12 protein-coding genes are annotated in these 11710 nt (G+C 62.3%); 6 read left to right on the top strand and 6 right to left on the bottom strand.

What is annotated here, in order from left to right; translation table 11 throughout:
- Positions 1 to 32: 32 nt before the first annotated feature.
- On the bottom strand, positions 33 to 1031 hold the full coding sequence (locus tag P0D87_RS17240; protein WP_053860100.1) for a LysR family transcriptional regulator: 999 nt from the start codon (positions 1029 to 1031) through the stop codon (positions 33 to 35).
- 135 nt (positions 1032 to 1166) lie between these two features.
- Between P0D87_RS17240 and P0D87_RS17235 the strand changes: the two genes are divergently transcribed.
- From P0D87_RS17235 to P0D87_RS17225, 3 genes are all read left to right on the top strand, one after another.
- Positions 1167 to 2099, top strand: coding sequence for a dihydrodipicolinate synthase family protein (locus P0D87_RS17235; protein WP_053860099.1), 933 nt, complete (start codon positions 1167 to 1169; stop codon positions 2097 to 2099).
- Positions 2100 to 2176: 77 nt separating this feature from the next.
- Positions 2177 to 3466 (top strand): NAD(P)/FAD-dependent oxidoreductase, encoded by a 1290-nt coding sequence (locus tag P0D87_RS17230; protein ID WP_053860098.1) that lies wholly within the window; start codon positions 2177 to 2179, stop codon positions 3464 to 3466.
- A gap of 156 nt (positions 3467 to 3622) precedes the next feature.
- The gene (locus P0D87_RS17225; protein ID WP_053860097.1) at positions 3623 to 4333 is read left to right on the top strand and encodes a TetR/AcrR family transcriptional regulator; all 711 of its coding nucleotides are present in this window, start codon (positions 3623 to 3625) and stop codon (positions 4331 to 4333) included.
- 117 nt (positions 4334 to 4450) lie between these two features.
- Here the strand turns inward: P0D87_RS17225 and P0D87_RS17220 are convergent, their stop codons facing one another.
- From P0D87_RS17220 to aroQ, 3 genes are read right to left on the bottom strand one after another with little or no spacing between them, the layout of a single operon-like run.
- Complete coding sequence (locus P0D87_RS17220) at positions 4451 to 5824, bottom strand: MFS transporter (protein WP_006052718.1); 1374 nt, start codon at positions 5822 to 5824, stop codon at positions 4451 to 4453.
- Between the two features lie 58 nt (positions 5825 to 5882).
- A complete protein-coding gene (locus P0D87_RS17215; protein ID WP_149029236.1) occupies positions 5883 to 6761 on the bottom strand; it encodes a shikimate dehydrogenase in 879 nt (292 codons plus the stop codon).
- Between the two features lie 8 nt (positions 6762 to 6769).
- On the bottom strand, positions 6770 to 7225 hold the full coding sequence (gene aroQ / locus P0D87_RS17210) for a type II 3-dehydroquinate dehydratase (protein ID WP_006052720.1): 456 nt from the start codon (positions 7223 to 7225) through the stop codon (positions 6770 to 6772).
- A gap of 307 nt (positions 7226 to 7532) precedes the next feature.
- Here aroQ and P0D87_RS17205 point away from each other — a divergent pair, with 307 nt between their 5' ends.
- The 3 genes from P0D87_RS17205 to P0D87_RS17195 all read left to right on the top strand — a co-directional run bounded on the left by P0D87_RS17205 (position 7533) and on the right by P0D87_RS17195 (position 10451).
- Positions 7533 to 9416 carry a bifunctional sugar phosphate isomerase/epimerase/4-hydroxyphenylpyruvate dioxygenase family protein gene (locus P0D87_RS17205; RefSeq protein ID WP_053860095.1) on the top strand — a complete coding sequence of 628 codons (1884 nt, stop codon included), beginning with the start codon at positions 7533 to 7535 and terminating at the stop codon, positions 9414 to 9416.
- A gap of 276 nt (positions 9417 to 9692) precedes the next feature.
- A complete protein-coding gene (locus P0D87_RS17200) occupies positions 9693 to 10025 on the top strand; it encodes a hypothetical protein (protein ID WP_006052722.1) in 333 nt (110 codons plus the stop codon).
- Between the two features lie 165 nt (positions 10026 to 10190).
- Positions 10191 to 10451, top strand: coding sequence for a hypothetical protein (locus tag P0D87_RS17195; protein WP_006052723.1), 261 nt, complete (start codon positions 10191 to 10193; stop codon positions 10449 to 10451).
- A gap of 31 nt (positions 10452 to 10482) precedes the next feature.
- Here the strand turns inward: P0D87_RS17195 and P0D87_RS17190 are convergent, their stop codons facing one another.
- Both P0D87_RS17190 and P0D87_RS17185 read right to left on the bottom strand, forming a co-directional pair.
- Entirely contained in the window at positions 10483 to 10812 is a 330-nt protein-coding gene (locus P0D87_RS17190; protein WP_053860094.1) for a hypothetical protein, read from the bottom strand.
- Positions 10813 to 10821: 9 nt separating this feature from the next.
- Entirely contained in the window at positions 10822 to 11589 is a 768-nt protein-coding gene (locus tag P0D87_RS17185; protein ID WP_006052725.1) for an AraC family transcriptional regulator, read from the bottom strand.
- Positions 11590 to 11710 lie beyond the last annotated feature (121 nt).

Raw genomic sequence — 11710 nt, 5'->3', positions numbered from 1 at the left:
GAGTGTGAGTGTCAGTCGAAAAAACCGCTTGTTCAGGCGGCTTTTCGTTTCGTGGTGAGTGCGCGCTTTGGCTTTGGCTTCTGCATGTCCGGCTCGTCGCGCATCTTCATGTGCTGCCGCAGCAATTCGACAAAGCGTTCCGCTGGCGGCGACAGCACGCCGCCTTTGCGCGTCACGACACCGAAAGTCTGCGAAGGCGATTTCAGTTTGACCGGCACCGCGCGCAGCATTTTTTGCCGAATGAACATCTCGGCGATGGCAGTCGGCAACAACGACACGAGATCCGCCCGGCTTTGCAATAGCGCGACGGTCACAAAAGTCGATGCCGTCGAGATCGGGTTATCCGGCATTGTGAGCCCCGCCAGATCCATCTCGCGTTCGAGCAGCGCGTGCAACGGCATATGCGACGGATACATCACCCAACGATGATCGGCCAGATCGCCGAGCTTCACTTCCTTTCTCGGCAACGGCGGATGACCATAGCCCACCACCACCGATAACGGTTCATCGGCAAGCGGACGATACTGGTATTTCGATGGATCGACAGCCACGGCGGCACGGCCGATCATGAGATCGAGGCGGCCGTCGTCGAGTTGCGCGAGCATGCGCGCGCTCGTGTCCTCCACCACTTCGATCGACAGGTTCGGATGTCCCGCGTGCAGCCGATTCACGGCGGGAATCACGCACTGCGGAATAGCGCCCATGATCGCGCCGATCGCGACGCGCCCGCCGCGCCCCGAGCGTATTTCAGCCACGTCCTGACATAACGCGGTGAGGTCGGTCGCGACGAGGCGCGCATGGCGGATCACGCAATGCCCGAGCTGATTCGGAATCATGCCGCTTTTCGAACGCTCGAAAAGCGGCGCCTCGAACATCGACTCGAGTTCCTGCAATGCCTTACTCGCCGCCGATTGCGTCATCGACATGAGCCCGGCCGCTTTATGCAACGATTTCTGGTCGTCCAGCGCGATCAGCAATTGCAACTGCTTCATGCGCAATTTGCCGAGCAGAACGTTCAACGTGTTTTTCATGAAAGCCGCGGTGAGTCGTAAAAGCGATCACAGGATGGAAACAATTCAATATACCCGGCCGCCGCAGCGCCGTATAGTCGGCGGTGGAGACATCGACACTGCCGTGCCCTACCACTTCTAAAAGGCGCCCGAATCATGAGCCAAACCACCCATGCCGCCGCGATGCGCGGCGTCTTTCCCGTTGCTCCCACCATTTTCGACGACGCCGGCCGGCTCGATCTGGAAGGCCAGAAGCGCTGCATCGATTTCATGATCGACGCGGGTTCGAACGGCCTGTGCATTCTGGCGAACTTCTCCGAACAGTTCGCACTTTCGGACGACGAACGCAACACGTTGATGCACGTCGTGCTCGATCACGTGGCGGGCCGCGTGCCGGTGATCGTCACGACCACGCATTTCAGCTCGCATCAATGCGCGGAGCGCAGCCGCCGCGCGCAAGAGGCCGGCGCCGCGATGGTGATGGTCATGCCGCCTTATCACGGCGCGACGATCCGCATCGGCGAGCGCGGCATAGAAGAGTTTTATCGCGCCGTGTCCGATGCGATCGACATTCCGATCATGATCCAGGACGCGCCCGTTAGCGGCACGCCGCTGTCCGCGCCGTTTCTCGCGCGCATCGCCCGCGAAATCGAGCACGTGTCTTACTTCAAGATCGAAGTGCCGCAAGCCGCCAACAAGCTGCGCGAACTCATCCAGTTGGGCGGCGATGCAATCGTGGGTCCGTGGGATGGCGAGGAAGCCATTACGCTGATGGCCGATCTCGATGCGGGCGCAACGGGTTCGATGACAGGCGGCGGTTACGCGGACGGCATTCGTCTGATCGTCGACGCGTACGCCGCCGGCGATACGGAAGCCGCCGCCGCGCATTATCAGCGGTGGCTGCCGCTCATCAACTACGAAAACCGCCAGGGTGGCCTCGCATCCTGCAAGGCGTTGATGAAGGAAGGCGGTGTGATTCGCTCGGACGCGGTGCGTCATCCGTTGCCGGCGATGCATCCCGCGACGCGCGAAGGACTTCTCAAGATCGCGCGGCGGCTCGATCCGCTCGTGTTGCGCTGGGGCAGATAAAGCGCGACCGTGTCTTGCGGCAAGTGAGCGGCTAAGCGGCTGGACGCGGACACGCGAATGCCGCTACGCTAGCCGCCATGGACAACTTTTACGAAGCGACTGTCGCTCGCCCCTCTGCTTACGCGCCGCTCGCCGGACGCCACAGTGTCGACGTTTGCATCGTGGGCGGCGGGCTTGCGGGACTCTCGACGGCATTGGGGCTGGCTGAACGCGGCGTCGCGAATGTCGCCGTGCTCGAAGCGCGGCAAGTCGGCTTCGGCGCATCGGGGCGCAACGGCGGCTTCGTGTTCGGCGGCTACAGCCTCGACTGTGCCGATATGCTGAAAACGCTAGGCGCGGTTCGCGCGCGCGAGCTTTACGCGCTTACGACCGACGCCGTCGATCTGATGCGCGCCCGCATCGCGCGCTATCGCATCGATTGCGACGCAACCGACGCCGGCGTGATTCTCGCCAACTGGTTCGACGAACCGGCGCGTCTCGACGCGCAACTGCGCCTGATGCGCGATTCATTCGGCGTCGATTGGGAACCGCTGACGGCAGACCAGCTTGCCTCGCAATTGAAGACGCGCCGTTATCACGGCGGTCTCTTCGAGCGCAACGCGTTTCACTTTCATCCGCTGAAATACGTGCTCGGCGTAGCGAATGCCGCGGCCAATGCGGGCGTGCGGATACACGAGCAGTCGCCTGTCGTGCGTTTGCAGCGCGAGGGCGCGGGCTTTATCGTGCATACGCCGCAAGGCGCAATCGACGCGCGGCACGTCGTGATGGCGGGCGGCGGTTATGCGCGCAACGTCCATGCGAAAGTCGAGCGCGCGGTGCTGCCCATTGCCACCTACGTGATGGCGACGGAGCCGCTCGGCGCGCGTCTGCAAGATGCAATCGATACGCGCGCGGCCGTCTACGACACGCGCTTCGCATTCGACTACTACCGGCCGTTGCCCGATACGCGCATTCTGTGGGGCGGACGCATCTCAGTACGAGATCGCGCGCCTGAAGTCATCGCGCGATTACTGCGGCGCGACCTGCTAAAGGTGTATCCGCAACTACACGACGTGCGCATCGACTACGCGTGGGGCGGACTGATGAGCTACGCGCGTCACAAGATGCCGCAAATCGGCCGCGGCGCGGACGGCGTCTGGCATGCGGTCGGCTTCGGCGGACACGGCATGGCGCCGACCACCGTCTCCGGCGAATTGCTGGCCGCGGCCATTGCCGGCGAGCGTCCGGTGCCCGAAGCGTTCGCCGCGTTCGGTCTGACGCCCGCATATGGCGCGCTCGGACTCGCCGCCGCGCAGTTGACCTACACCGCGATGCAAACGCGCGACGCGCTCGCCGCGCGCCGCCGGCTATCGCGCCGCCCACATTAAAGGCGGCTCGCGTATGGACTGTATTCAAGCCGTCTCGAGCGGGCTCGATGCAAGGCGCGATGCAACGCTCGACGCAAGGCTCGACGCGCTTGAACCTCGCGTCGGCGCGGGTTTTCGCCATGCTAGAATGCGCCGTCACCGCCGCTCGAATAGACAATGAAAAAGGGAAGCAAGGCCGCCGGGCCCGATACCAACGGCATCCCGTCCGACGCGACGCAGAAGGACGCGCGGCGTAGCGATGTCCGCCGCAAGTACGATCCCGAACAAACCAAACGCAATATCCTCGACGTCGCGACGCAGGAGTTCTCCGCGATGGGACTGACGGGTGCGCGCGTCGATGCGATCGCGGAGCGCACCAACACCACCAAGCGCATGCTGTACTACTACTTCGGCAGCAAGGAAGGGTTGTATCAGGCGGTGCTCGAAAAGGTGTATGGCGACATTCGCGCGCTCGAACAGGATCTGCATGTCAGTGAACTCGACCCCGTGGAAGGCATGCGCGCGCTGGTCGAATTCACGTTCGACTATCACGACCGCCAGCGCGACTTCGTGCGCCTCGTGACGATAGAAAACATTAACGGCGCGAAGTATGTCGAGCAGGTGAAGAGCTTTAAAGGCCGCAACGTCACGGTCATTCACACGATAGAAGATCTGCTTGCACGCGGTATCGCGGCGGGCAAATTCCGCGATGACGTCGACGCAATCGATCTGCATCTGCTGATCAGTTCGCTGTGCTTTCATCGCGTCGGCAATCGTCATACGTTCGGCACGGCGTTTGGCCGCGATCCGTCGCATCCGAGATTGCGCGCGCGTCATCGCGCGATGATCGTCGACGCTGTGTTGCGTTTCGTGCGTAAGGAAGATTGAAGCGAAGGTTGAAGCGCGTCGCTCGCAAATGCAAAACGGGACGTGGCTTGCGCCACGTCCCGTTTTTTATCGCGCTTGAGTTTGCGTTTGCAACTGCGCTCGCACTCAAACAACTACTCAATCCACCAGCACGATCCGCTTGATGTCGCCGACAATAAAGATGTACGACAGCGCGCCAATCAGCGCCACGATGCCGATAAACACCAGCGCGCCGACAAACGATCCCGTCGCCGCGACGATAAAGCCGACCACGAGCGGCGTCACGATGCCGGCCAGATTCGCGGCGAAGTTGAAGATGCCGCCCGTCACGCCGAGCAGTCCTTCGGGCGCGATATCGGACACCAGCGTCCAGCCGAGCGCCGCCATGCCTTGCGCAAAAAACGCCACCGACAGAATCGCGATCACCGCGACGTTGCTCTCCACGTAGTTGGCGAGAATGATCGTGGACGCGAGCAACAAGCCGGCGATGATCGGCAGTTTGCGCGCGACGTTCGCCGACTTGCCGCGACGCAGCAGCCAGTCCGAAAAGAGCCCGCCGAACATCACGCCGATCGACGCCGCAATGAACGGCATGATCGCGAAGAAGCCGATTTTCAGCCAGCCCATATGACGTTCGGTCGCGAGGTAAGTCGGGAACCAGGTGAGAAAGAACACGAGCGTCGAGTTGCCGGCGAACTGGCCCAGACAGATGCCCGTCAATTGACGATGCTTCAGCAAGCGGCCAATGGTGCGCCATTCGAAGCCGCTTTTCGCGGGCGCCGCGGCAGAGGCGGCGCTGCTATGCCGCTGCGTGAGACCGCCGCCTGCTTCGATATAGTCGAGTTCGGCCTGATTCGCCGACGGATGATCGCGCGGCTCGCGATACAGCAGCCACCAGATGCCGCCGAACACGATGCCCACGCCGCCCACCACATAAAAGAGCGAACGCCAGCCGAATGCGCCCATCAGCATGAACAGGAACGGGCTGAAAAACGCGAGCCCGATATATTCGCCGACGGTGTAGGTGCCCGTCGCCATCGCGCGTTCGCTTTGCGGGAACCACGTCGCGACGACGCGGCTATTGGTCGGAAAGCACGGCGCTTCGGAGACGCCGAGACCGAGGCGGAATACGAACAGGCCCGCGATGCCATGCACGAGCCCTTGCGCGAGCGTGCATAAAGACCAAAAGGTCATCGACAGAAAGTAAGTCAGCTTGCTGCCGAAACGGTCGAGAAAAAGCCCGCCTGGAATCTGCGAAGCGACGTAGCTCCACGAGAACACCGAGAACAGCAGGCCCATCATCGCGGCGTTGATGCCCAACTCTTTCGTCAACTGCGGCGCGGCAATGCCGAGCACCGTGCGGTCGAGATAGTTGATCATCGTGCCGACGGCGAGCAGCCCGAGTATCTGATAACGCGCATTCGAGCGGCGCGCCGTGCTCGTACTCATTTTCGTATTTGCGCCGGACTGTTGATTGGCGTCGGATGGACTGGATTGAATCGGTTGTGGCATAGGTGGTCGTCTCCTCAAACTATTTAGGTATCCGTCATTTACCGGCGTGTGCGACCGGTTAGCGTTCCAGCAGTGACTGGAAATGCGTATAGACGCGCTCGGCATCCGGTTCGAGCCCGGTGAAAATGCGCATCGCGTCGACTGCCTGGTACACCGCCATGCCGCCGCCCGACAACGTGCGGCAGCCGAGCGCTTCCGCGGCCTGCAGCAGCGCCGTGCGAATCGGGAAGTAGACGATGTCCGCGACCCACAAGTCGCGATGCAGCAATTCGGCGGGCAACGGCAGGCCCGGCAGCTTCGCCATGCCGGTAGGCGTCGCGTGAATCAGGCCGTTGGCGGTGGCGAGCGTCTCGCCGAGGGATGTGCCGGCAGTGACCGTGCGATCGGCGAAGCGCTTCTGCAATTCGGCGGCAAGCGATTCGGCGCGCACGGGATCGACGTCGAACAGCGTGAGCGTTTGCGCGCCCATTGCGAGCGCCGCATGCGCGACGGCCGCGCCTGCGCCGCCTGCACCGAGTTGCACGACGCGTTCGAGCGACACGTCAGGCAAGCCGCGTTGAAAAGCGCGCGCAAAGCCGGACCAGTCCGTGTTGTGGCCGATGCGTTTGCCGTCCTTGAAAAGCACGGTGTTCACGGCGCCGAGCGCGCGCGCATCGTCGGACAATTCGTCGAGCAGCGGAATCACCGCCTGCTTGCATGGATACGTGATGTTCAGGCCGTTGTAGCCCATGCGTTCGGCGGCAATCAGCAGATCGGGCAGCGCCGAGATGTCCAGCTTCAACGCTTCGAGGTCGATGCGGCGATACACGTAATGCAAGCCGAGCTTGCTGCCTTCCTCCTCGTGCATGGCGGGGCTCAGCGAGCCGCTGATCCCCGCGCCGATTAATCCGACCAGATATGAATTGGCGCTGGCCTGCGCGTTCGTTTGTGCATTCATTGGCGTAGTCATTTCGCCGCCCTATTCTTAAGGATGGTGACCATCCGCTCGAGCGCGAGCACATAGCCTTGCGTGCCGCAACCGACGATGATCGCGTCCGCCACCGCCGACACATACGAGTGGTGACGGAACGCTTCGCGCCGATGCACGTTCGATATGTGTACTTCGATGACGGGCTTTTCAATGGCGGTGAGCGCGTCGGCAATCGCGACGGACGTGTGCGTGTACGCAGCCGGATTGATGACAATGCCGTCGACCTTCGTGCGCGCAGCATGCAGCCAGTCGATCAGTTGATGCTCGGCGTTCGACTGGCAGAAATCGATGGACAGATCGAGGCGCTCTCCCGCATCGCGGCAAAGCCGGGCGACGTCGTCGAGCGTCTCGGAACCGTAGATAGCCGGCTCGCGTGTGCCGAGCAGGTTGAGATTCGGTCCATTGAGGACCAGTACTGACGCAAAGCTCATAGTCGTCTCCAGCGGGTAGAACAGGAAGCGCAGAGCCGCGGGCTCGCAACGCTTCTCAACGTATGGCGAAGTGTGCGCGCATTCAGCCGTGTCCGTCATTCGGGGTTTATACGAATTTGTACCATCTAGTTAGTTTGTATAGACTGTCGGAAAATGCGCTTATTCTGGGAAATTCTGGCCTGCGTCTTGCTCACAAAGTAACGAACCAGGCCATTTGACGCATCGCAACATCGCTGCGAAGAGCCTGCGCCGTAGCCACAGCGCGCGATCGCGATAAGCCGTCTGACCGTTTTTGCAGGAGCTGTTCATGCAACGTTCGATTGCCACCGTGTCGATCAGCGGCACCCTCGTCGAGAAGCTGACCGCGATCCGGGCGGCCGGCTTCGAAGGCGTCGAGATTTTCGAAAACGATCTGCTGTATTTCGACGGTTCGCCCGCCGACGTACGGCGCATCGCCGAAGATCTCGGCTTGAAAATCATGCTGTTTCAGCCGTTCCGCGATTTCGACGGCGTGAGCGCGGAGCGTCTCGCGCGCAATCTCGATCGGGCAAAACGCAAATTCGACGTGATGCACGAACTGGGCACGGATCGCATTCTGGTGTGCAGCAACGTGCAGCCCGACACCCTCTGCGACGATGCGCTGATGACCGACCAGCTCGGCGCGCTCGCGCAGGCGGCCGAGGCGGCCGGCGTGATCGCCGGTTACGAAGCCCTCGCGTGGGGCCGGCACGTCAAGACGTACCGGCATGCGTGGAAGCTCGTGAACGCGGTGAACCATCCCAATCTCGGACTTGTGCTCGACAGTTTTCATACGCTGTCGCTTGGCGATACCGTCGACGGCATCGCCGACATTCCGGGCGAGCGCATCGCCTTTGTGCAGATCGCCGACGCGCCCAAGCTCGCAATGGACGTGCTCGAATGGAGCCGCCACTACCGCTGCTTTCCAGGCCAAGGCGATTTCGATGTCGCGAACTTTACGGCTCAAGTCGTGAAAGCGGGCTACAAGGGCCCGCTTTCGCTGGAAATTTTCAACGATGGCTTCCGTGCCGCGCCGACCACGATCACCGCCGCGGACGGGCATCGTTCGCTGCTGTTTCTCGAGGAGCAGACGCGTGCGTTGCTGGACAGCGAGCGGCAACCGGCCGGTGAGCTCTATGAGTCGCCGGCCGCGCCCGCGCACGTCGGCTATCAGTTCCTCGAATTCGCCGTGGATCACACCACGCGCGCGCATCTCGCCGACTGGCTCGGCAAACTGCGCTTTCGCCAGGCGGGCCAGCATCGTTCGAAAGACGTGACGCTTTATCAGCATGGCGCCGCTTCGATCGTGCTGAACGCGGAGCCCGATTCGTTCGCTAATGCGTTCTTTCAGCAGCATGGTTTGTCGCTGTGCGCGTCGGCGTTTCGCGTCGACGATGCGCATCAGGCATTCGAGCGCGCCGCCGGCTTCGGCTATGCGCCGTTCTCCGGCCAGATCGGCCCGAACGAACGCGTGCTGCCCGCCGTGCAGGCGCCGGACGGCAGCCTCAATTACTTCGTCGACGAAACGCCTGACCAGCCGACGTTGTTCGAAGCCGATTTCGTTCTGACGGACATCAACGGCCCGGCGGAAGTGGGGCCGCTCAGCCGTATCGATCACGTGTGCCTTGCCGTGCCGGCGAATTCGCTCGATACGTGGGTGCTGTTTCTGCGCACCGCGTTTGGCTTTCAGGCGGAGCCCAGCGTGCTCGTGCCCGATCCGTATGGCCTCGTGCGCAGCCGCGCGCTGCGCAGCCGCGACGGCTCGGTTCGCGTGGTGCTGAATGCGTCGGTGGATCACCATACTGCGGTCGCCGAGGCGCTGCATACCTATCACGGCTCGGGTCTGAATCATGTCGCGTTCAGCACGGGCGACATCTTCAGCGCAATTCCCGAATTCGTCGCCGATGGCTTGCCGGTGCTGCGCATTCCGCGTAATTACTACGACGATCTGGCCGCTCGCTACGCATTGCCGGACGAGACGCTCGACGCGCTGCGCGAGCACAACATCCTGTATGACCGCGATGAGCGCGGCGGCGAATTTTTCCACGCCTATACGGAACAGCTCGATCAGCGCTTCTTCATGGAGATCGTCGAGCGGCGCGGCGGTTATGACGGCTACGGCGCGGGCAACGCGGCGGTGCGGCTCGCAGCGCAGGCGCAGCGGCGGAGATAGGCGGCGCTCAGCGTTGGCGTGTCGGCTTGTTGGCGTCTTTGCTTTTCGCCGCCGCTACGGGTTCGCAACCGCGCAAAGCAACGCGGCAGGCACGCGCCGTGCGGATCGGCTAGAAGCGGGCTCTCGCCCGATATAATGCAGCCTGATTCGCGGTCCGCGCCGCGCGGCTGCATCGCCGGTCATGTCGGCGGCGGTGTCCGCAGCGTGAGCCCGAGCCCGCTCGTCGCGGGCTTGCGCCCGCACTCACCGCCCGCCGAACGAAACGCCAGGAGAGATATGAAGAAGTTTGCCGTAGTCCTGTCAGTTCCCCTTCTTTTCAGCGCTTGCGCCTACTTCCAGAAGAATCCGGACGCCGGCGAGCCGGTCACGGACACCACCACGCAGCGCTCGGTCAACGACGTCATCGCTTGCCTCACGCAACTCGCGACGAACCACAACGCCGCTTTCAAATCCACGTCGATCCCGCAAGGCCAGATGCTCGACTTCGGCGATTCGAACATCGTCAAGGTGCGCAGCGACAATGGTGCGACAACGTACCGCTTCTACGCGGGCAAGCGCCACGTCAATAATCTGTGGATCGAAACCGCCGGGAAAACCTGCGCGCCGTAAGTCACGCAAGCACAGCAGAAAGCAATCGAAAGCCCGGCCGTTAAGGGTTGGTAAGCTGCGCCGCTGCCATCTTCGTGTCACGGTGTTACAGGACAATGGTTCTTAAGAACCGTTTAAGACTTCGTCCCCATCATGCCTCGGACACTACCGCACGAGGTGCGCACCATGAACCAGCCCGAACAAAATACCAACGACAACCCGCCGCCGGCGAAGCGCCCCACCATCCTGCGCCGCCTGCTGAGCCATCACGAACTGGCGACGCTGCTGCTCCTGCTGCACGCGCCGATCGACGCTTCCGCCAAACCCGAGATTCCGCAACTGCACGAAGCCGGTCTGATCGAAACCATTTCGAACGATGCCGGCGGCTCGCGCATCCGTTTGACGTCCGAGGGCAATGCCGTGCTGCGCGGACTCGGTGTTAAGTAACGCTACGCCTGCACACCTGCGCTTGCCACGGTTACGCTTGCCACACGCCGTACCCCGCATCACGCAGTCCAATCGCCAATTCGACTTCCATGTCCTGTGCGCCGCGATAGGGCATCGGATTGAACACTTCGTATAACTCAGGCACGAGGCGCAAGCCGTAGTCGCGCACGTAGCGATTCGCCTGAATGCCGGCCTTGTGCCGGTCGAAGCGCAGATCGGGATCGAGCCCGGTCATCCCCACATACACGCAGGGCTTGTCGAACCGGTAGTCCGGATTCGCGCGGCGAAAGCGCGGCTCGTTCCAGACGGTGTCGTCGAGCAAGACGACGTACACGTAATAGTGATGCTTGCGGCGAACCATAAGCCAGGTTCAGTTCCTCGACGTGCCGTGCAGCAGCATCCGGTATTCGGTCGGCGTGACGCCGACAGTCGCCTTGAATTGCCGCGTGAACGCGCTGTGATCGGTGTAGCCGCATAGCGCGGCGACGTCGGTGACCTTGTCGTTCGAGACCAGCAGCGCGGTCGCGGCATCGAGCCGCGTCTTCAGCAGAACCTGACGCGGCGTCAGATGAAACACCTTGTGAAAGTAACGCTCGAGCTGCGCGACCGACATATCCGCCATTGCAGCCAACTGCTTCAGGTTCAGCGGCTGCACATAGTTTTCCTGGATGAACTGCACGACCGTCGCGAGCCTGCTATACGCGGGATGGCTGCTCTCGTCCGCTCTCAGATCGCGTGAGATGCCGGCCAATCCGATGATCTTGCCTGCCGCGTCGCGCAACGGCTGCTTGCTCGTCAGGCACCAGCCCGGCTGACGTCCCGGATAAAGATGCAATTCGAGCTGATCGATCATCTGATTGCCGACGTGGATCACGCCCTCGTCCTGCGCGGTGTAGATGCGGCCGAAGCGGCGCGGAAACACGTCCTCGGCGGTCTTGCCGAGCAGCGCCGTTTTCTCCTTGAAGCCGCAGCGCGAAGCGAGCGTGCGGTTCACGAGCGCGTAGCGCGCGTCGGCGTCCTTCACGAAGAAAACGACGTCGGGCAGCGCGTCGAATACGGGCTCGAGCTGCCGGAAGTGCGACAGCATGGCGGACAACGGTGCTTCGTCAGGGGGAAACTGATGAGCCAGCGTGTTCATCGTGCGGGTCCCGTGGGTCCGAGCCGGTTGTGAGGGCGGATGCGTGAGCGGTTTTTGACGCTTGCGGCGCTGGGTTGTTTGCAGCCGATGCGGTTCGGTTCTGGTCGATTCACCATGCATG

The organism is Paraburkholderia sp. RL17-368-BIF-A (assembly GCF_046054045.1).
GTDB classification, from domain to species: Bacteria; Pseudomonadota; Gammaproteobacteria; order Burkholderiales; family Burkholderiaceae; genus Paraburkholderia; species Paraburkholderia graminis.
The sequence above is the reverse complement of the archived record's forward strand: the minus strand, read 5'-3'. Positions and strand labels throughout refer to the sequence as shown.